Annotated in this window: 23 protein-coding genes and 1 tRNA gene; 10 read left to right on the top strand and 14 right to left on the bottom strand. The window is 53.4% G+C overall.

What is annotated here, in order from left to right; all coding sequences use genetic code 11:
• Positions 1-2 precede the first annotated feature (2 nt).
• Complete coding sequence (gene kynB / locus B9Z46_RS05145) at positions 3-629, bottom strand: arylformamidase (RefSeq protein WP_108254760.1); 627 nt, start codon at positions 627-629, stop codon at positions 3-5.
• 107 nt (positions 630-736) lie between these two features.
• Here kynB and modB point away from each other — a divergent pair, with 107 nt between their 5' ends.
• The 9 genes from modB to B9Z46_RS15195 all read left to right on the top strand — a co-directional run bounded on the left by modB (position 737) and on the right by B9Z46_RS15195 (position 8913).
• Entirely contained in the window at positions 737-1417 is a 681-nt protein-coding gene (modB, locus tag B9Z46_RS05140; RefSeq protein WP_108254759.1) for a molybdate ABC transporter permease subunit, read from the top strand.
• Positions 1418-1440: 23 nt separating this feature from the next.
• On the top strand, positions 1441-2511 hold the full coding sequence (modC, locus tag B9Z46_RS05135; RefSeq protein ID WP_233245913.1) for a molybdenum ABC transporter ATP-binding protein: 1071 nt from the start codon (positions 1441-1443) through the stop codon (positions 2509-2511).
• A gap of 409 nt (positions 2512-2920) precedes the next feature.
• Entirely contained in the window at positions 2921-3937 is a 1017-nt protein-coding gene (locus B9Z46_RS05125) for a sulfate ABC transporter substrate-binding protein (protein ID WP_108254756.1), read from the top strand.
• 153 nt (positions 3938-4090) lie between these two features.
• Positions 4091-5083, top strand: coding sequence for a sulfate ABC transporter substrate-binding protein (locus B9Z46_RS05120; RefSeq protein WP_108254885.1), 993 nt, complete (start codon positions 4091-4093; stop codon positions 5081-5083).
• A gap of 3 nt (positions 5084-5086) precedes the next feature.
• Entirely contained in the window at positions 5087-5953 is an 867-nt protein-coding gene (gene cysT / locus B9Z46_RS05115) for a sulfate ABC transporter permease subunit CysT (RefSeq protein ID WP_108254755.1), read from the top strand.
• Positions 5950-6864, top strand: coding sequence for a sulfate ABC transporter permease subunit CysW (gene cysW, locus B9Z46_RS05110; protein WP_108254754.1), 915 nt, complete (start codon positions 5950-5952; stop codon positions 6862-6864). Before cysT ends, cysW begins: the two co-directional genes overlap by 4 nt.
• Before the next feature lie 21 nt (positions 6865-6885).
• Positions 6886-7971 carry a sulfate/molybdate ABC transporter ATP-binding protein gene (locus B9Z46_RS05105; protein ID WP_055359919.1) on the top strand — a complete coding sequence of 362 codons (1086 nt, stop codon included), beginning with the start codon at positions 6886-6888 and terminating at the stop codon, positions 7969-7971.
• Positions 7972-7988: 17 nt separating this feature from the next.
• Positions 7989-8672, top strand: a complete 684-nt coding sequence (gene ypfH, locus B9Z46_RS05100; RefSeq protein ID WP_108254753.1) for an esterase — start codon at positions 7989-7991, stop codon at positions 8670-8672.
• 67 nt (positions 8673-8739) lie between these two features.
• Positions 8740-8913 (top strand): hypothetical protein, encoded by a 174-nt coding sequence (locus B9Z46_RS15195; RefSeq protein WP_199220544.1) that lies wholly within the window; start codon positions 8740-8742, stop codon positions 8911-8913.
• Here B9Z46_RS15195 and B9Z46_RS05095 read toward each other — a convergent pair.
• From B9Z46_RS05095 to B9Z46_RS05070, 6 genes are all read right to left on the bottom strand, one after another.
• The gene (locus B9Z46_RS05095; RefSeq protein WP_055359921.1) at positions 8910-9509 is read right to left on the bottom strand and encodes a LuxR C-terminal-related transcriptional regulator; all 600 of its coding nucleotides are present in this window, start codon (positions 9507-9509) and stop codon (positions 8910-8912) included. The genes B9Z46_RS15195 and B9Z46_RS05095 overlap by 4 nt on opposite strands.
• Before the next feature lie 131 nt (positions 9510-9640).
• On the bottom strand, positions 9641-10978 hold the full coding sequence (locus B9Z46_RS05090; protein ID WP_108254752.1) for a tryptophan--tRNA ligase: 1338 nt from the start codon (positions 10976-10978) through the stop codon (positions 9641-9643).
• A 45-nt stretch (positions 10979-11023) separates the two neighbouring features.
• Positions 11024-11680, bottom strand: a complete 657-nt coding sequence (locus B9Z46_RS05085) for a site-2 protease family protein (RefSeq protein ID WP_108254751.1) — start codon at positions 11678-11680, stop codon at positions 11024-11026.
• A 44-nt stretch (positions 11681-11724) separates the two neighbouring features.
• Complete coding sequence (locus tag B9Z46_RS05080) at positions 11725-12348, bottom strand: L-threonylcarbamoyladenylate synthase (protein WP_108254750.1); 624 nt, start codon at positions 12346-12348, stop codon at positions 11725-11727.
• A 14-nt stretch (positions 12349-12362) separates the two neighbouring features.
• Positions 12363-13259 carry a DMT family transporter gene (locus B9Z46_RS05075; RefSeq protein ID WP_108254749.1) on the bottom strand — a complete coding sequence of 299 codons (897 nt, stop codon included), beginning with the start codon at positions 13257-13259 and terminating at the stop codon, positions 12363-12365.
• Positions 13256-14110 (bottom strand): 3',5'-nucleoside bisphosphate phosphatase, encoded by an 855-nt coding sequence (locus B9Z46_RS05070; RefSeq protein WP_055359926.1) that lies wholly within the window; start codon positions 14108-14110, stop codon positions 13256-13258. Before B9Z46_RS05070 ends, B9Z46_RS05075 begins: the two co-directional genes overlap by 4 nt.
• Before the next feature lie 73 nt (positions 14111-14183).
• On the opposite strand from B9Z46_RS05070, the gene B9Z46_RS05065 reads away from it, so the two are divergent.
• Positions 14184-14435: a YfhL family 4Fe-4S dicluster ferredoxin gene (locus B9Z46_RS05065; protein WP_055359927.1), complete on the top strand. Its 252-nt coding sequence runs from the start codon at positions 14184-14186 to the stop codon at positions 14433-14435.
• Positions 14436-14463: 28 nt separating this feature from the next.
• Here the strand turns inward: B9Z46_RS05065 and pth are convergent, their stop codons facing one another.
• From pth to B9Z46_RS05030, 7 genes are all read right to left on the bottom strand, one after another.
• Positions 14464-15072, bottom strand: coding sequence for an aminoacyl-tRNA hydrolase (pth, locus tag B9Z46_RS05060; protein WP_055361846.1), 609 nt, complete (start codon positions 15070-15072; stop codon positions 14464-14466).
• 77 nt (positions 15073-15149) lie between these two features.
• Positions 15150-15776, bottom strand: a complete 627-nt coding sequence (locus tag B9Z46_RS05055; RefSeq protein WP_055359928.1) for a 50S ribosomal protein L25/general stress protein Ctc — start codon at positions 15774-15776, stop codon at positions 15150-15152.
• 87 nt (positions 15777-15863) lie between these two features.
• Positions 15864-16841: a ribose-phosphate pyrophosphokinase gene (locus B9Z46_RS05050; protein ID WP_055359929.1), complete on the bottom strand. Its 978-nt coding sequence runs from the start codon at positions 16839-16841 to the stop codon at positions 15864-15866.
• Positions 16842-16950: 109 nt separating this feature from the next.
• Positions 16951-17027, bottom strand: a tRNA-Gln gene (locus B9Z46_RS05045).
• Between the two features lie 41 nt (positions 17028-17068).
• Positions 17069-17947, bottom strand: a complete 879-nt coding sequence (gene ispE, locus B9Z46_RS05040) for a 4-(cytidine 5'-diphospho)-2-C-methyl-D-erythritol kinase (protein WP_055359930.1) — start codon at positions 17945-17947, stop codon at positions 17069-17071.
• A complete protein-coding gene (locus B9Z46_RS05035; RefSeq protein WP_108254748.1) occupies positions 17944-18507 on the bottom strand; it encodes a lipoprotein insertase outer membrane protein LolB in 564 nt (187 codons plus the stop codon). The genes ispE and B9Z46_RS05035 overlap by 4 nt, the downstream gene beginning before the upstream one ends.
• A 2-nt stretch (positions 18508-18509) precedes the next feature.
• Positions 18510-20210, bottom strand: a complete 1701-nt coding sequence (locus B9Z46_RS05030; protein ID WP_108254747.1) for a tetratricopeptide repeat protein — start codon at positions 20208-20210, stop codon at positions 18510-18512.
• Between the last annotated feature and the right edge of the window lie 62 nt (positions 20211-20272).

Here is a 20272-nt window from a genome sequence, read left to right as displayed (position 1 = left end):
GTTCAAAGTTCTCGAAGGATGGCGCGAACGGGACTTGCGTCGGCGCTCATGAGTTTGAGGGGCAGGGCGATCAATTCGTAGTCGCCTTGTTCGATGTGATCGAGTTGCAAGTTTTCCAAGACACGCATGTTGCGCTGTCGGATGACTTGGTGGCTGTCCAATGTCTTGCTGTCGGCTGGATCGATGCTGGCGCTGTCGATGCCAATCAGTTTCACACCGAGGTCTGCCAAGGCATGCAGTGTCTCGGGTGCGAATGCCGTGAGTTGCTTGTCAAATTGGTGTGTTGGAAATGTTGTGTAAGTTCTCACCACAATTCGCTCGGGGGCATGGTGCAGTTGATGCGCGAAATGCTGCATCGTGATCAGCGGCCCAACCTCAATGGCGTGAATCACTCGGCAAGGACCTATGAAGGCCTGTAAATCGACTTGGCCAATGGCGGCGCCTTCTGGGTCGTAGTGCAAAGGCGCATCGGCGTGTGAGCCCACGTGGGGCGACAAGGTGATGGCGCTGACGTTGACAGGGCAATCTGCCGCAATTTGGGCAGACCATTTCAAATGGAAAGGCGTGTCGCCCGGAAAGACCGGGCTGCTTGCATCAATGGGTGGGGAAATGTCCCAAATTTTTTTCATGAGGCGCAAAGATAGCGCCCTCAGGAATTTGTGGTGTCGGTTATATCCAACAGATGCAAAATTTCTCACATCCAAGGGCTTTGGGACTTCGTCGTAAACTTGCACGTATGAATTTGTCACCCGAATCTTGGCAAGCCATTCAATTGACCTTGGCACTGGCCACCTCAACCACGGTGTTGTTGTTGGTTTTGGCGACGCCATTGGCTTGGTGGTTGTCGCAAACGCAATCTGCGTGGCGTGCACCCATTCATGCGCTGGTCACTTTGCCCTTGGTTTTGCCGCCTTCCGTTCTAGGTTTTTATTTGCTGATTGCGATGGGACCTCAAGGACCCTTGGGGCAATTCACGCAGGCCATGGGTTGGGGTGTGCTCTCGTTCACTTTCACAGGTCTGTTGATCGGTTCCATCTTGTTTTCATTGCCTTTTGCAGTGCAGCCTTTGCAGCACGCTTTTGACGCCATGGGACCCAGACCGATGGAAGTTGCGGCCACTTTGCGCGCCAGTCCATTGGATGCATTCTTCTCAGTGGCATTGCCCATGGCCAAACCCGGCATGTTGACAGCTGCTATTTTGAGCTTTGCCCACACCGTGGGAGAGTTTGGTGTGGTGTTGATGATTGGCGGCAACATTCCTGGCAAGACACGTGTGGTGTCGACAGAAATTTATGGGCATGTTGAGGCCATGGACTACGCACAAGCGCACTTGTTGGCAGCGGGCATGTTGGTCTTTTCGTTTTTGGTGCTCTTGGCTTTGGCTTTGATGAACCGACGTCAAAGGCAGGTGGTATGAACAACCTGCATCTCAAGATCAAAATGAGTCGTCCAGTTTTTGAGCTGGACCTCGACCTTCAATTGCCTGGGCTGGGCATTACCGCTATTTTTGGGCCTTCTGGCTCAGGCAAAACAACATTGCTTCGTGCGGTGGCTGGCTTGGAAAAAAATCAAGTGGGTCGCATTCAAATCGGCTCGCATGTTTGGCAAGACACGCAGCAAGGCATCGACTTGCCAACCTGGCAACGCCCCTTGGGCTATGTGTTTCAAGAATCAAGTTTGTTGCCACACCTCAATGTGACAGATAACTTGAATTTCGGTCTGAAACGCGCAGAGAAGGCCTCAGGCAATGCGCAGTCAGATGCAGCCATGGCGCTGAAAGCCTCTATTGAACTCTTGGGCATTGGCAGTTTGTTGCAGCGCATGCCCGATCAGCTTTCAGGTGGTGAGCGTCAACGCGTGGCCATTGCCAGAGCCATTGCGATGAAGCCGAAATTGCTGTTGATGGACGAGCCCTTGGCGTCATTGGACGCTGCGCGTCGGCAAGAGATTTTTCCTTGGCTGACAAAGCTGCGTGATGAACTCAAGATGCCCATGTTGTATGTCACGCATTCAACAGAAGAGCTCACTCGCTTGGCCGATCATTTGGTGGTGTTGGATCAAGGGCAAGTCAAAGCGCAAGGTCCTGTGGGATCGGTCCTCACCCAGGTCGTCAATCCAGTGGTTGTGGGTGAAGATGCTGGCGCGCTGATTGAAGGATGCATCGGCGCAGTGGACAAGCAGTGGCATTTGTCGCGTGTCGACTTTGAAGGCGGTTGCGTTTGGATGCGCGATGCAGGGTTGCCTGCTGGTAAAGCTGTACGCATTCGAATCTTGGCGCGTGATGTCAGTTTGGCCACCACCGAGCCGCAAAACACCAGCATTCAAAACCAACTGAGCGGCCACATTCAAAGCATCACGCCCGATGTGCATCCTTCGCAGGTGATGGTGGTTTTGAAGTGTGGTGCCGAAGAGGTATTGGCGCGCGTCACAAAGCGTGCGGTGGACGAATTGGCGCTGCAGGTGGGTATGCCTGTGTGGGCCCAAGTCAAGTCTGTGGCTTTGGTGGCTTGATATAAAACCGCAGATTACCAAGGGGGTTGGTTGCGTTCAATTTTTAAATTGAGCTCAAACGTGTCTAGTGCAACTTGAAGTAGCAAGGCCAAATCATCAATTGGTCTTAAAAGAAGGCCCGTACCAATACGTTGAATTTCTACTTGCGCTGAATCAAAGTTGAAATGCTGAGGAAGTAGGACGGTTTGCCCCTCCGGAGTATTCAGTACCTTAGCAAATTGCACATATGCCTTTGTTCTCAATTAATTGAGTCAAATAGTATTCTTTTAATTAGTCGTTGTGTAAATTAACTACTTGAATTTATATGCGATTAAGTAATTAACAACTGATAAATAAGTAGTTCCGGTTTTAAACAAAGACTTTCAGAATTCATTCATCTTATTTTTTAGATGTATTTCTGAGGTCTTCCATGAAAACAAATCTTCGATTCTTTAGCCGCCTTTTAAGCGCATTGGTCTTGGCCAGTGCGGGTGTCTCCACCTTGGCTTCTGCCCAAGCTGTCAGCTTGTTGAACGTCTCCTACGACCCCACCCGCGAGTTGTATGTCGAGTTCAACGCTGCGTTTGCCAAACACTGGAAAGTGAAAACCGGTCAAGACGTCACCATCAAGCAATCTCATGGCGGCTCCGGCAAACAAGCCCGCTCCGTGATCGATGGCATCGATGCCGACGTGGTCACCTTGGCCTTGGCAGGGGACATTGATGCTTTGCACAAACAAGCCAAGTTGATTCCCGCCGATTGGCAAAAGCGCCTGCCCCACAACTCATCACCCTATACCTCGACCATTGTGTTGGTGGTGCGTGAAGGCAATCCCAAAGGCATCAAAGATTGGGATGACTTGATCAAGCCAGGTATCAGCGTGATCACGCCTAACCCTAAAACTTCGGGTGGCGCTCGCTGGAACTATTTGGCTGCATGGGAATTTGCCAAGCGCAATTACGGCAGCGAAGCCAAGGCCAAAGAGTTTGTGCTGAAGCTCTACAAAAACGTGCCCGTGTTGGACACGGGCGCGCGTGGTTCTTCAGTGACCTTTGCGCAACGTAACCAAGGTGATGTGTTCATCTCTTGGGAAAACGAAGCGTACTTGTTGGAAAAAGAATTCAGCAGCAAAGTAGACGTGGTCTATCCTTCCATCAGCATCTTGGCAGAGCCCCCCGTGACGGTTGTAGACAAAATAGTTGACCGCAAAGGTACACGTGCTGTGGCGGAAGCCTACTTGCAGTACCTCTATACCGATGAAGGTCAAGACATTGCTGGCAAAAACTTTTACCGCCCCATTTCTGCCAAGGCACAAGCGAAGTATTCAAAGCAATTGCCCAAGATTCCTTTGTTCACCATTGAGCAAGCCTTTGGCGGTTGGGAGAAAGCCGACAAAGATCACTTTGCCGACGGTGGCAGCTTTGATCAGATTTATCTGAAGAAGTAAGGGGCTACTTACCAAGGAGTTGCTTTGCTGCGAAGACTTTAGCCGCTCAATTGGGCTTTATATGCCTTAAGCGTATAAACAAACAACAAATGATTCGTTTGAGTTTTGAGGATGGACTTGGACAATCACACCCTTACTCATTTGAGACCCACCATGAACAAGATCAAAACCATTGCCGCCGCCACCTTGCTGGCCATCTCTGGCCTCAACGTATCAGCCCAAACTTTGCTGAATGCCTCTTATGACGTGGCCCGCGAGTTTTACAAAGACTACAACGCCGCCTTCATTGCCAATTACAAAAAGACCACTGGCAAAGACGTCAAGATTGACCAGGCCCATGGCGGCTCCAGTGCACAAGCTCGCGCGGTGAATGACGGTTTGGACGCCGACGTGGTCACCATGAACACCACCACCGACATCGACTTTTTGGCCGGTAAAGGCATTGTGGCTGCCGATTGGAACAAGCGTTTTCCACACGCGGCATCGCCCACCAGCTCCACCATGTTGTTTCTCACACGCAATGGCAATCCCAAGAACATCAAAGACTGGGACGATTTGATCAAGCCTGGTATTCAGGTGATTGTGGTCAACCCCAAAACAGGTGGCAATGGCCGCATGGCTTATTTGGCAGCCTGGGGCTATGTGCGTAAAAAGGGTGGCAGCGAAGCCGATGCTGCAGCTTTCGTGGCTAAGCTCTACAAAAACGTGCCTGTGTTGGCCAAAGGTGGTCGTGATGCCACCACCATCTTCTTGCAACGCAATATTGGCGATGTGCTCGTGACTTTTGAGTCCGAGGTCATCTCTGTCGACAACGAGTTTGGTGCAGGCAAAGTAGATGCCATCCATCCTTCCATCAGCATTGTGGCTGAAAACCCAGTCGCTGTGGTGGAGCGTACCGTTGCAAAGAAAGGCACTGGCGATTTGGCCAAGGCCTATTTGAACTACCTCTACTCCGATGAAGCGCAAGAGATTGCCGCTAAGCATGCCTTGCGCCCCACCAATCCCGCCATCTTGAAAAAATACAGCAAGACCTTCAAACCTTTGCAGTTGTTCACCGTGAACGAAGTGTTTGGCTCTTTCGCTGAAGCACAAAAAGTGCACTTCAACGATGGCGGTCAGTTCGACAAGCTGTACACCGTTAAGTAATTCATGCTGTCTCGTTCCGCTGCGGCGGCGCCTGCTAAGCGCAGAGCGCCGGCCCGGGTTTTGCCCGGTTTCAACATCACCTTGGGGTACACCTTGATGTACCTTTGCTTGATTGTGCTCATTCCTTTGTCGGCCCTGGTGTTCAAAACGTTCACACTCACGTGGGATCAGTTTTGGGCAGCCGTCACAGGCCCTCGCGTGATGGCGTCTTATCGCCTCACCTTTGGAGCCTCTTTGATCGCGGCATTGGTCAATGTGGTGTTTGGTTTGTTGGTGGCGTGGGTGTTGGTGCGCTATCAGTTCTTTGGCAAGAAAGTGGTGGATGCGTTGGTCGACTTGCCATTTGCATTGCCCACGGCAGTGGCTGGTATTTCTTTAACGGCACTGTTGGCAGGCAACGGCTGGGTGGGACAGTACCTTGAACCCCTTGGCATTCAACTGGCCTTCAACCCTAACGGCATTGTGATTGCACTCATCTTTATCGGTTTACCTTTTGTAGTACGCACAGTTCAGCCAGTGTTGGAAGATGCTGAAAAAGAATTGGAAGAAGCTGCAACTTGCTTGGGTGCTTCGCGTTGGCAAACTTTCAGCAAGGTCATTTTTCCTTCCATTGCGCCGGCATTGCTTACAGGTTTTGCCATGGCCTTTGCACGGGGCATGGGCGAGTATGGCTCGGTCATTTTCATTGCGGGCAACATGCCCATGATTTCTGAAATCACACCCCTCATCATCATTGGCAAGTTGGAGCAATACGACTACGCGGGTGCCACTGCAGTGGCCACTGTGATGTTGGTCATCTCGTTCATCTTGCTACTGATCATCAATGGCTTGCAAGCTTGGCAGCGCCGTCACACAGGAGCGCCTGCATGAGCACGAATCTCATTCGCCGCGCAGAAGCCGGCACCACAGAGTCTGCGTGGGTGCGCTACACCCTCATTGGCATCACGCTGATCTTCTTGTTTTTGTTTTTGGTATTGCCACTGGCTGCAGTCTTTGCTGAAGCATTGCGCAAAGGCTTTGATGCGTATTGGGAAGCGCTCAAAGAACCCGATGCCTGGTCTGCCATTCGCCTCACGCTCATCACAGCTTTGATTGCCGTGCCTCTCAATTTGGTGTTTGGCATTGCCGCAGCATGGTGTATTGCCAAGTACGAATTCAAAGGCAAATCAGTGTTGACCACCCTGGTGGACTTGCCATTCTCGGTGTCCCCAGTGGTGGCAGGCTTGGTGTACGTGCTGATGTTTGGCGCACAAGGCTGGTTCGGTCCTTGGCTGCAAGAACACGATGTCAAAATTATTTTTGCTGTGCCTGGCATTGTGTTGGCAACGGTGTTTGTCACGTTTCCTTTCATTGCGCGCGAGTTGATTCCGCTCATGCAAGCGCAAGGCAACGAAGAAGAGCAGGCGGCCATTGTGTTGGGTGCCACAGGTTGGCAAACCTTTTGGTATGTCACCTTGCCCAACATCAAGTGGGGTTTGATCTACGGCGTCATTTTGTGCAACGCGCGCGCTATGGGCGAGTTTGGCGCGGTGTCGGTGGTGTCGGGCCATATTCGCGGTCAGACCAACACCATGCCCTTGCACGTAGAAATTTTGTACAACGAATACCAATCGGTGGCCGCTTTTGCTGTGGCGTCTTTGTTGGCCTTGCTGGCGCTGGTCACCTTGGTGATCAAGTCGGTGGCCGAGTGGCGCCACGAACGCGAGATGAAAGCCATTCGCGATTTACCGCCAGAAAACGTCAATGCAGCGCCTGTGGGCGCCTCAGTGAAAGCAGCTTGAAGGCTGCAAGAAAGTATCCCCATGAGCATCGAAATCAGAAACGTTCACAAACAGTTTGGCGATTTTCACGCACTGCGTGATGTCAGCCTCGACATTGACTCTGGCGAGTTGGTCGCTTTGTTGGGACCTTCAGGTTGCGGCAAAACAACCTTGCTGCGCATCATTGCTGGCTTAGAAACAGCTGACACGGGCAGTATTGCTTTCAGCGGTGAAGACACCACGCACGTGCATGTGCGCGAGCGCCAAGTGGGCTTTGTGTTCCAGCACTACGCTTTGTTCCGCCACATGACCGTGTTTGAAAACGTGGCCTTTGGCCTGCGCATGAAGCCGCGCAGTGTGCGTCCCTCAGAAGCCGTCATCAAACAAAAGGTGCACGACTTGCTGGGCTTGGTGCAACTCGATTGGTTGGCCGATCGCTACCCTTCACAACTCTCCGGCGGTCAGCGTCAGCGCATCGCCTTGGCACGCGCTTTAGCCGTTGAACCTAAAGTGTTGTTGCTCGATGAACCTTTTGGTGCCCTCGATGCCAAAGTGCGCAAAGAATTGCGCCGTTGGCTGCGCCGCTTGCATGACGATTTGCATGTCACCAGTATTTTTGTGACGCACGATCAAGAAGAAGCCTTGGAAGTGGCCGACCGTGTGGTGCTGATGAACAGCGGCCGCGTAGAGCAAATTGGCTCCCCCCAACAAGTGTGGGACCATCCTGCCAGCCCCTTTGTGTATGGCTTTTTGGGTGATGTGAACTTGTTCCATGGTCGCGCCCACGAAGGTGAAATGCTGATAGGCGGCGACAACGCTGTCAGCCTCAACAGCCCCGAGCATCAGTACGTGCAAGACAGCAAAGCGTTTGCCTATGTGCGCCCTCATGACATTGAAGTCAAGCGCTACAGCAATGGCGATGCAGGCATCAAAGCCAAGCTGACCCGCGCCATCGTGGTAGGCCCCATTGCGCGCTTGGAGTTTGAGCCCGTGGACCATCATGAATTTGCCAAAGACACCGTCATTGAAGCCCAACTGTCTGCGCACTTGTTTGCCGAGCAGCAATACAAAGAAGGCGAAACTTTGGTGTTAACCCCACGCAAGGCGCGCATCTTTGTAGAAAGCTGATCAGGCAAAATAGGGGCATGACCCAAGACATTGTCGTTCAAGCCCCCGCGCAAGCTGCGCAACTTTTCTTGCTGTTCCATGGTTATGGTGCAGACGCGCAAGACATGCAGCCTTTGGCCAAACGTTTTGCGGATGAATTTCCGCAAGCCTGTGTGGTGTGCGTGCAGGCCATTGACCCTGCAGAGGCTGGTTTTGGCTGGCAGTGGTTTCCTCTCCAAGGTGTAACCGAAGAAAACCGCCCTCAACGGGTGAGCGATGCCATGCCTGGTTTTGTATCGCTCATTCGCGCATGGCAACAACGCGCAGGTGTAAGCCATGAAGCCACAGCTTTGGTGGGCTTCTCTCAAGGCGGCATCATGTCCTTGGCCGCCAGTTTGCAAGAGCCTCAATTGTGCGGTCGCGTGATGGGCTTTGGCAGCCGTTTTGTCAATTTGCCAACGCATGCGCCAGAAACCGTCACCTACCATTTGTTCCACGGCAAATCAGACAACGTGATTCATTATGGCTATGCGGTCAGTGCGGCTGAGCACTTGGTGGCCATCGAGGCCGATGTCACGGCCGATGTGTTGCCCTACATTGGGCATGAAATTCATCCCAACATGATGGACTTGGCCATTGAGCGTCTCACTACGCATTTGCCCAAGCGTTTTTACAAGCAAGTTCACGAAGCCGATCCGGGTGACTCACCTGTGCGTCACTGAGCCCCGTAAAATTGCGCCCAACCATTTTAGTCACCCTCAGGGTGTCGTACCTCAAGAGATCTTTGTCATGAAATTTGCAACTGCTTGTGTCGCTCTGATGACCTGCCTGTTACTGCAGGGATGTGCTGTGGTTGCTGTGGCCGATGTGGTGGCCTCGACCGTCATTTACACCGGTAAAACGGTGATCAATGTGCTTGACGCTGTCACCCCCGACATCGTCAACAAGAAGAAAAAAGATTAAATACCGAGCCAGCCGTTGGTGCGCGCAAAGTACAAAGCTTGCGTGCGGCTGTTCACACCCAAGCGTCGGAACAAACGCCAAAAGTGAACTTTGACAGTGTGCTCGCTGATGGCCAGTTTGTCGGCAATGTCGCGGTTGCTCAGGCCTTGGTCCAGCATCAAAATCAATTGCTTCTGACGCTTTGACAGCTTGGTCGGAGCGGCGGCATTGGCAGCGGCCTCCGCTTCTTCAGGGGTGGGCAAGAAAGTTCGCAGACCTTCGATGATGGTGTTGGGTGGGCTGGCTTTTTCTAAAAACAAATTGGCGCCCGCCTCTAAGCAAGCTGCTTCGCACTCGCTGGCTTCCGAGCCGGTCACAATGACCAAAGGCACATTGGGAAATTTGGCCTTCACAGCATGCACGCCCGACAAGCCCAAAGTGTCGGGCAGTTTCAAATCAAGACAGAACAACTCTGGCTCGCCTTGGCGTTCTACCGTGGACTCCAAACTGCTGAGTTTGTGAACGGACACCACCTTCAAACCGGGGCGAACCCGCTGAACCAACATGGTGAGGGCATCGCGCATCAGCGGGTGGTCGTCAATCACGTAAACGGTCATGGTGTGCTCAAGAATGAAACTTAAAGTATGAGCGTATCAGCAAAGCCTGCAACAAATCAAGCAACTTTTGCGTAATTTGAACACTTATTGCAGATTTAACAGATTCCAAACCACACCTGCTGGCGAAAGTGTCAAGACTTGGCTTTGGCCTTTTCTGCCAATTCGGCGCGCAAAGTGGCCAAGGCCTCCGCCACAAGCGCTGCGCTCGCACCTTCACCAAATTTGACTTGCGCACCCAAGGCTGCCAATGCTTTGGCGTCGTCTTGTTGCAATTGCGCAATGGCCATGCCTGCGTCTTTGGGGGAGCCGAACCCCAAGCTTTGCAACAACACACGGCCTTGCGGGTCGACCAGTTTGAAATAAAACTGGCCGTCTTGTTCACGGTATTGTTTGAAGGCAGGGCTGGCCGCGCGTGCAGTTTTGGCATGGCCTTGCGAGCTTGCCGCGCTGGCCAAGGAGCGCAAGCCCACGGCGTGTCGCAACTCTTGGATGAACGGGGTGGCCAACTCACGTGCTTTGGCCGCGCCTTTGAGCAAAATGGCATCGACCGTGGCGGGGTTGTTGATCAGCTCTTCGTATTTGGCACGCATGGGCGCAACTTCGCGGTCAATGCGTTCAAACAACATTTGTTTGGCGTCACCCCAGCCAATGCCATCGGCATAGGCTTTGGCCAAGCTGGCGGTTTCTTCGGCGCTGGCAAAGGCTTGGTAAATTTGAAACAAGGCCGAGCCTTCGGTATCTTTGGCTTCGCCAGGTGCGCGTGAATCGGTCACGATGCCAGAAATCAATTTCTTGAGCTGCGCACTCGACGAAAACAAAGGAATGGTGTTGTCGTAGCTTTTGCTCATCTTGCGGCCGTCCAAGCCCGGCAACAAGGCCACAGACTCTTCAATGACTGCTTCGGGCAACACCAAGTGCTCACCATACAAATGGTTGAAGCTAGACGCCATGTCGCGCGCCATTTCAATGTGTTGAATTTGATCGCGGCCCACAGGTACTTTGTGCGCCTTGAACATCAAAATGTCGGCGCCCATCAGCACGGGGTACATGAACAAACCCGCAGTGACGTCGGCATCGGGATCGTTGCCAGCCAAGTTGTTTTTGTCGACAGACGCTTTGTAGGCGTGTGCACGGTTCAACATGCCTTTTCCTGTGACGCAGGTCAGAAACCATGTGAGTTCGGGAATTTCGGGAATGTCGGACTGGCGATAGAACATCACGCTATCAGGGTCCAAGCCGGCTGCAATCCAGCTGGCGGCAATTTCCAATGTAGAACGTTGAATGCGCGCTGGGTCATCGCATTTGATCAAGGCGTGGTAGTCGGCCAAAAAGTAAAAGCCTTGTGTGGTCGGATTGCGACTGGCTTGCAACGTGGGTCGAATGGCGCCCGCATAGTTGCCCAAGTGCGGCGTGCCTGTGGTGGTGATGCCGGTAAGAACGCGAGTGCGTTGGGAGTGGTTGGTCGTCATGGCAATGGATGCTTCAAGAAGAGGGCTTTAAGGGCTTTAAGGTCTTTAAGTCAGAGATTTCAAAATCAGTTCGATCAGTCCAAACGTGGTGTTCATCACCGGGTCGAGCCACAGGTGATTGACCACACCTGTGATGGCCAAGGCCATCACAATGAAAAAACCATAAGGCTCGATGCGCGAGAATTGATAGGCCTGGCGCCAAGGCAACAAGCCCACCACGATGCGGCCACCATCCAAGGGTGGCAGGGGGAACAAGTTGAAGGCAAACATCACCACGTTGCTCAGCACGCCGGCTTTGCACATGGCCAAGAAGAATTTTTCGGTAACGCCAAAGTCGGTGTAGACCACATACAGCAGGGCCCACACGATGGCTTGAATCAAATTGGCCCCCGGCCCTGCCAAGGCCACCCAAATCATGTCGCGTTTGGGATGACGCAAATTACCAAAGTTGACCGGCACGGGCTTGGCGTAGCCAAACAACAGGTCGCCGCTGGTGCTGAAGTAAAGCAGCAAGGGCAACAAGATGGTGCCGACCCAATGGATGTGCGCAAAGGGATTGAGCGTGACGCGTCCCATCATGTAAGCCGTGCGGTCGCCAAAGTATTTGGCTGCATAGCCGTGCGCAGCCTCATGCAAGGTGATCGCAAAGATCACGGGCAGGGCATAGACCGAAACGGTTTGGATGAGGTTAGAGGTGTCCACAGAGCGATTGTCTCAAAGAGTTGGCTTGGTTTTGGGGCGGCTGTTTACAAACCCAGCAGGGCAATGTCGCCCAAACCTTGCCTTACCACCTCGATGCCATCCCCTGTGCAATCGACCACGGTGGTGGGTTCACGGTTGCAGGCGCCGGCATCGATCACGCCAGCGATGAGTTTCTCGTAACGATCGCGAATTTCTTCGGGATCGTTCAGCGGATCAGTTTCATCGGGTGGAATGAGGGTGGTGGCCAGCAGGGGCGCGCCATGCAGTGCCAGCAATTCTTGCAGCACCGCATGTCCTGGTACGCGCAAGCCAATGGTCTTGCGTTGTGGGTGGCTCATTCTGCGCGGCACTTCTTTGGTGGCTTCCAAAATGAAGGTGAAGGCGCCGGGTGTGGCTTGCTTCAGCATTCTGAATTGGGCGTTGTCCACTTTGGCGTAGTTGGCCAGCTCACTCAGGTCGCGGCACAGAATGGTGAGATGGTGTTTGTCATCAACCCCTCGCACTTTGCGCAAATGATCGGCCGCCGCCTTGTCGTCCATGTGGCAGACCAGCGCGTAACTGGAATCGGTGGGCACGGCCAGCACGCCGCCTTGGTTGAGCAAGCTCACTGCTTGTTTGAGCAAGCGTTGTTGGGGGTTTTCGGGGTGAACAGAAAAATACTGGGCCATGTCAATTCAAACGCTTAAGACTCAATGGGTAAAACTTGGATGCGACTTTCGCGCACCGTCAACCAGGCGCCCAACGCACCACACAAGGTGACCACGCCCATGCCCACCAAAGTCCATTGGTCGGGCATGTGGTCAAAGACCAACCACCCCCCCAGCATGGCAAACCCAATTTGCGTGTAGAAATAAGGTGTGAGCACGGTAGCAGGTGCTTTGGAAAATGCTTTGATCAACAGGTAGTGCCCCACCGTGGCAAAGCTGCCCATGATGAGCAGTTGTGCCCATACAAATCCATCGGTGGGAAGCTCCCAAACGAAGGGCAATACAAAGGCGCCCAGTGCTGTCCCCACCCAGCCGGTCAGAATGTTCATGGTGATGGGGTCTTCGGTTTTGGCCATTTTGCTGGTGAGCAAATGAAAACTGCCATTGGTCACAATCAGCATCAAGGGAAATATCAAAACCCAATCAAAGTGTTGGGTGCCAGGACGCACCATGATCAGGGTGCCAATGAAGGCGCCAATCACCAAGGCCCAACGGAGCTTGCGCACTTTCTCGCCAAGCACCATGGCGGCCACTACAGTGACCACCAGGGGCGTGATGGATGCAATGGCGGTGAACTCGCCAACAGGCATGTGCTTCAAACCATAAAACGCACACAGGCTGCTCCCAAACAAGAGCGCGCCGCGCACCAATTGAAATCTAGGGTGGTCGGTTTTGAAGAGGGCCATGCCGCGTTGTGGCAAAAAGAAAACGGTGCTAAACAAGGCTTGAATCAAGTAACGAAACCACAAAGCCAACATCAATGGAACACTGGCGCTGACGTGTTTGGTGGTGGTGTCCAGTACCGCAAAACATGCAACAGACAAAACGACGAAGCCAATGCCAGCGAGCGTTTGAGCAGGGGCGTGTTTCACTGGATCCGGTCTGACAACAATTCCCACACGGGGGTCAGTTGCCCTGGTAACCAAGGCAAGGTGCCGAGGTCAGTGTGGCTTTCCTCGGGGCTGTGGAAGTCGCTGCCGCGAGAGGCTGCCAATTCGAATTCGAGCGCAGTGTCTGCGTATTGCAAGGCATCGGCGCTGGAATGACTGCCAGTGATGACTTCAACGGCGCGGCCACCGTGGTTTTTAAATTCAGTGAACAGCGCAAACTCTTCGTTGGCTGTGAAGCCATATCGCGCGGGGTGAGCAATGACGGCAATGCCGCCAGCGCCCGTGATCCATTTCACGGCATTCTCAAGCGAAGCCCAACGGTGCGGCACAAAGCCGGGTTTGTTTTCGGTGAGGTACTTGCGAAACACTTCAGAGGTGTCTTTGCAAACGCCGGTTTCAACCAAAAAGCGTGCAAAGTGTGTGCGTGAAATGAGTTCAGGATTGCCAACGTATTTGAGGGAGCCCTCGTAGGCGCCCATGATGCCCACCTTGGCCAAACCCTCTGACATTTCTTTGGCGCGTTCGCTTCGGCCGCCGCGTGTATTGCGCAGGCCTTGCACCAAGGCTTCATTTTGGTGGTCAAAGCCCAAACCCACAATGTGGACGGTTTTGCCCGCAAAGGTGATGGAAATTTCAACGCCGGTGAGGTACTTCATGCCCTCGGCTTTGGCTGCCGCCATGGCACGTTCTTGACCACCAATCTCGTCGTGATCGGTGAGGGCCCACAATTGCACGCCGTTGGCTTTGGCGCGCGCGGCCAAGGCTTCCGGCGTGAGCGTGCCATCAGAGACCACGGAGTGGCAATGTAAATCGGCGTTGAGTAAGGGTTCCACAGGGGTATTTTAGGCGCAGTGGTGCAGGCTGTCTTGTCTGCCTGATAATTCGGGCAGAAACAGTGAGATTGCTATGGCCTTGATGATCACCGATGAATGCATCAATTGCGATGTGTGCGAACCTGAATGTCCCAATCAGGCGATCTACCTCGGCCCGGAAATTTACGAAATTGACCCCAACAAGTGCACCGAGTGCGTAGGCCATTTCGACGAACCCCAATGTGTGCAGGTGTGCCCCGTGGCCTGTATTCCGGTCAATCCACAGCACGTGGAAACCAAAGAGACCTTGTTCCAAAAGTACCAGCGCCTGCAAAACGCGGCTTGAAAGCAGGGGCTGCCAAAGGAGGCAGTGCTTAGACCCCTTCAGGTCGGGGAGGCTTGGGACGGGGTGGTTTGCTGGTGTGAATTTGCACCATGGCTTTTTCCATGTTGCCCTCCATCAGCAAATCGGCCGCTTTGACCGAGCGTGCAATGCTCTCGTGAATCAATTCTCGTTGTTCGGCCATGGGCTTTTTAAGCACCCAATTGGCCACTTCTGATTTAGCGCCAGGGTGACCAATGCCCAAACGCAAGCGCCAATAGTCGCCCGTACCCAATTGGGCGTGAATGTCGCGCAGCCCATTGTGGCCGGCATGGCTGCCGCCAAACTTCAACTTGGCCTGGCCTGGCACCACATCGAGTTCATCGTGCACCACCAAAATTTCTTGGGGTGCAATTTTGAAAAATTTGGCCAGAGCGCCCACAGACTTGCCCGACAAGTTCATGAAGGTTTGAGGCTCTAGCAACCAAATGGTTTGTCCTTTGACTTGGGTGCGCGCCACTTTGGCGAAATAACTTTTGTCGGGAACCAGGTTGGCATTGAGTTCGCGTGCCAAGGCGTCGATCCACCAAAAACCAGCGTTGTGGCGGGTGTCCTCGTATTCGGCGCCTGGGTTGCCCAAGCCAACAAACAGTTTGATCATGTGTGAGTATAAAAACAAAACAACCCGCACAAGGCGGGTTGTTTGAAACACAAAAAGTGTTGAAAGGGTGTGAAGAATTACTTCTTCTTGCCTTTGGCATCCGCAGCAGGTGCTGCGTCGGCTGCAGGAGCGGCTTCTTCAACTGCTGGGGCCACCACAGACACCAACACGGGGTTTTTCTTACCGTGTGTGATGGCTTTCACGCCCTTGGGCAATGTGATGTCGGCCAGGTGCAAAGAAACACCTTTCTTCAAACCGGACAAATCAACGTTGATAGCTTCTGGCAAATCGGCTGGCAAGCAAGCGATTTCAAGCTCATTCATGATGTGATTGATCAAGCAAGCGTCTACTTTGACAGCAGGAGAAACGTCTTCACCTGTGTAATGGATTGGCACTTTGCGGTTCAAAGTGGTCTTGGCATCAACGCGTTGGAAGTCGATGTGCAAAACCAATTGTTTGTAAGGGTGCATTTGGAAGTCACGGAGCAAGACTTTGGTTTCTTTACCGTTCAATTCCATGTCCAAGATGCTTGCGTGGAAAGCTTCTTTTTTCAGGGCGTGCCACAGGGCATTGTGATCGAGTTCGATCAGTTGGGGTTGTTGATCCACACCGCCATAAACAATACCAGGTGTCTTACCTGAATTGCGCAGACGGCGGCTCGCACCCGTACCTTGCATAGAGCGCTCAAAAGCGACAAATTTCATAACTCACTCCAAGTTGAGTCGACCGCGACCAGTACGACTCTGTTTTAAAAAGGACTGCCGAACAGCAGCCCACATTGATGTTCCAGATCAGTCTTGATCTGTGAACAAACTCATGACCGACTCGCCGTGGGCAATGCGCTGAATGGTTTTGGCCAACAGCGGCGCCACAGTGAGTTGGCGAATTTTGGGGCAAGCCGCAGCGGCTTGTGACAACGGAATGGTGTTGGTCACAACCACTTCATCGAGGGCAGAACCTTTGGCAATGCGGTCGATGGCGGGGCCCGAGAAAATAGGGTGTGTGCAATATGCGTAAACTTTTTTGGCGCCGCGCTCTTTCAAAACCTCAGCGGCTTTGACCAAGGTGCCAGCCGTGTCAATCATGTCGTCCATGATGACGCAGTTGCGGCCGTCGATGTCGCCAATGACGTGCATCACTTCGCTGACGTTGGCCTTGGGACGACGCTTGTCGATGATGGCCAAATCGCAATTGAGTTGTTTGGCCAAAGCACGTGCGCGAACCACGCCGCCCACGTCGGGGGAGACCACAATGAGGTCTTCGTAGTTTTTTTGGCGCAGGTCACCCAAGAGCACGGGCGAGGCGTAAATGTTGTCGACGGGAATGTCGAAGAAACCTTGAATTTGGTCGGCGTGCAAGTCCATGGTGAGGACGTGATTGACGCCCACCGCTTGCAACATGTTGGCTACAACCTTGGCCGTGATGGGCACACGCGTGGAGCGTGGGCGACGGTCTTGGCGGGCGTAGCCAAAGTAAGGAATGATGGCGCTGATGCGACCGGCTGAGGCGCGCTTCAAAGCGTCGACCATGATCAGCAGTTCCATCAGGTTTTCGTTGGTGGGGGCGCAAGTGGACTGGATGATGAACACGTCGCGCGCACGCACGTTTTGGTTCAAGGTGACAGTCACTTCACCGTCTGAGAAACGGCCGACATCGGCCAAACCCAGCGAAATGTCCAACTCGTAGGCAACTTCGGCCGCCAACACAGGATTGGCATTGCCCGTAAAGACCATGAAGTCTGATGTTGAATTTGTGTTGGATGGCAGCATGAGCGTCTCAGCGATCAAATGATGGGCCGATGCGGGTTAGCGCATAAATTTCAATCCACGACACGTTTGACTGTGTCGTATTGGACGCATGTGACTGCGTGCAATTATTTGGCAGGGGAAGAAGGATTCGAACCTTCGCATGCCGGAATCAAAATCCGGTGCCTTAACCAACTTGGCGACTCCCCTACACGGGTTGGCAGTGATGGAAAACCAAAACTACCGACCGATCAATCGTCGCTGGAGGCCCAACCCTTTTGGGGGTGAACTTCCAAATTGCCACACATTCGGATTTTCCAATTTTGCCAAGTTGCTGGAACTTGAGGCATTTGACTTAAATCCGTGCCGCGTGGCACTTGCGCAAACACTGCACTCCCGGAGCCCGTCATTCTGCCTTTGACAACAGCTGAAGCCAGTCTGGCTGTTTCAAGCCAGGCGATAGATTCGCTGATTTGGGGGCAGAGGCGCTGGGCCACTGGTTGCAGGTCGTTGTGGCCAAAGCCATACGGGTCTGCTGCAAAGACCGAAATTGTAGCAGGCTTTGTATCCCGCTTTAAAGCCTGATCCCCAAAAATTTTAGAAGTTTCAAGACCTTCAGGTGGTTTGACCACCGCAAATTGGGCGGGCGACAAGGTGACAGGGGTCATGATCTCGCCAATTCCCTCGACCCAAGCGTTGTGACCCCTGATGAAAAAGGGCACATCGGCACCCAATTGAAGTCCCAATTGGGCCAATTGGTTCACCGAGTAATTCAGGTTCCACAACTTGTTCAAGGCCAGCAAACACGTGGCTGCATCAGATGAGCCGCCGCCCATGCCCGCCTGGGCCGGGATGGATTTGTCGATGGCAATGTGAGCGCCCATTGAGGTGCCACTGGTTTGTTGCAACAAGCGTGCGGCCCGGGTGATCAGGTCGTCTGCGGGCAGGGGAACGCTGAGGTCTTCTCTGCTAATTTGCCCATTGGGACGAACCTCAAAGTGCAGGGTGTCGTACCAATCGATCAGCATGAAAACCGACTGAAGCAGGTGGTACCCGTCTGTCCTGCGCCCCGTGATGTGCAGGAACAAATTGAGTTTGGCTGGCGCCAAAACGTTTTGCAGCGACTTCATGGTTCAAAGGCAATGCGAAGCACCGTGCGGGGTGCGGGTTGAACGCGTTCAAGCACCAGGCGTCGCAAATGCCATTCGCTGACATCGACGTTCCAGCCCTCGGCGGGTGTGGGTTTGCCGCCCAACCAATCGACCAATGCGGCCGTGGGCAAAGGTGTACCGGTCAATTTGTAGACCAAGCTTTCAAGGTTGGCCGCATAGCCCACTTGACTGCCCTGAATCAGTTTGGCGCTTTGTGCCGTCCACTCCAAGCGGGCCATTTGCAGGCCCAGTGGGTTGTAGATGTTCAAGGTGCCATCGGGCCAACCCCCTGTCAAATCAAAGGAGGAGATGAAGGACTGGGGTGGTTGCGTGTCCATTTGCAATGCAAAGCGGCCTGCCTTGAAGGCTGGCGCAGGGGTATCGGCTTGCACCGTGACCACCTGATTGTCTGCAGGTGCAGAGGCGGGTGGTGTGTAGGTTGGGGTTGCCACCGTGCTGGCAGCACAAGCCGACAGCAAGACGCTGGCCATGCAACTCATTAACCCCAAGCGTTTCATGCGCAGTCCGGCTTTCAGCACGTTCAGGGTTTGAAGTTGAATTGCTTGAGGGTTTCAAGCAGGGTTTCGTTGTCGGCCTTGAGCATCAGGCCTTCACGCCAAATGGTGCCCGCTTTGTCTTTTTGACCCAAGCTCCAATGCACTTCGCCCAAATGTGCTGCAATTTCTGCATCGGGGCGGGCTTTGAATGCGGCTTCCAAAATTCGAAGCGCTTCTTGGAGATTGCCTGCGCGGTATTCCAACCAACCCAAACTGTCTTGAATGAAAGGGTCGCGCGGGGCCAGTTGCACCGCTTTCAAAATGAGTTCGCGGGCTTCATCCAACCGAATTTTGCGGTCGGCCAAAGAGTAACCGAGGGCGTTGTATGCATGGGGATCGTTGGGTTTGGCTTTGATCATGCCGCGCAGCAGACTTTCCATCTGCTCGAAGCGGCCCAACTTTTCACACAGCATGGCCATTTCGGATTGCAGATCGGTATCGGCTGGAAATTGGGCCAAAGCTTTTTCAATCGTGGCAAACGCTGCGGGAATTTGTTTGTCTTCACGCAACCACTGAGACAGCGCCAAGGCTTTGAGCCTGACTTCTTGCGGGTTGCTGGTTTTGACTTGCTCGAGCACTTTCAGACCCTCTGCTTTGCGGCCTTGTTGTGCCAACAAAGCGGCGCGGCGACTGGCCACTTTCAAGGGGTCGGCTTCGGCTGGAATTTTGGCCAACCATTCGTCTGCGATTGCAAATCGACCTTGTTTTTGGGCCATTTGAGACAAAGCCAAATACGCCTCTGAAACACCGCCCATGCGGTCGGGATCATTGGCGTTGGTGGCCAACTTCAAATACTGTTGAAGCGATTGTTCTGCTTGCAGCACTTGCGACAAGTCACTTTGCAGCAAGCCTAAAAACAACCAGCCCGGTGCAAATTCAGGATGTTGTTTGGTGAGTTGAGAGAGTTGAGCCAACGCAGGCTGCATTTGGTCCAAGTCAATCAAAGTGCGGGCATAGCCCAAACGCAAATCGGGCAAGGCGTCGCCCGACATGTACTGAGAAATCATGGGCTGAACTTCGTCGGGCACCAAATTGAGCAAACTCAAAGCCAACATGATGGGGCCAGGCGCTCGGCGATTGGCCGCGTGACCTGCGCGTGCGGCTTCGGCGGCCGGTTGAATTTCGCCTGCGTCACGCTTCATGCGGCCAATGGTGGTCCAAGCTGTCGCGGCTGTTTCGGGATTTTGAATGGCGCCCGACAGTGCCTGCTCCACAATTTTGGCGGCGAAGTTTTTATCTTGTACGCGGCTGAAGACACGGGGGATAGAGCCGATGGCATTGGACTGCTCGCTTAGCGGTAGGCTTGCAATGCTGGTTTTGAGCGCCCGGCCGGCTTCTTCAATTCGATTGAGGGCCAACAAAATCTGCAAGATGTAGCGGTTGGCCTCTTGCGATTCAGGCAAACTGGACTTCCAGCTTCTGGCGGCTTGCAAGGCTGCCTCGCCTGAGCGAGATTGCAATGCCAATTCGGTGGCGCGTTGGTAGAGTGCTTCGTCTTTGGTTTTGCGCGCTGCATCCAAAATGATGGCAAAGCCAGCACCCGGCTCACCTGCTTGCACATTGAGTTCGCCCAACAGCAGTTGGTAAAACAAAACTGCATTGAGCTTGGAGTTTTCAATGGGCGGTTCTGCACATACCCCCGCTGTGGCCCAGACCAATGCAATCGATGAAAACCAATACTTCATAGAGGCATCATAATCCACGAGCCCTTGCGACGCAGGGTTTGGCCCTTTATTTTCACTCTGTC

Source organism: Limnohabitans sp. Hippo4, assembly GCF_003063605.1.
GTDB lineage: Bacteria > Pseudomonadota > Gammaproteobacteria > Burkholderiales > Burkholderiaceae_C > Limnohabitans_A.
Note: the sequence above shows the minus strand (reverse complement) of the source record. Positions and strands in the feature narration are given on the sequence as shown.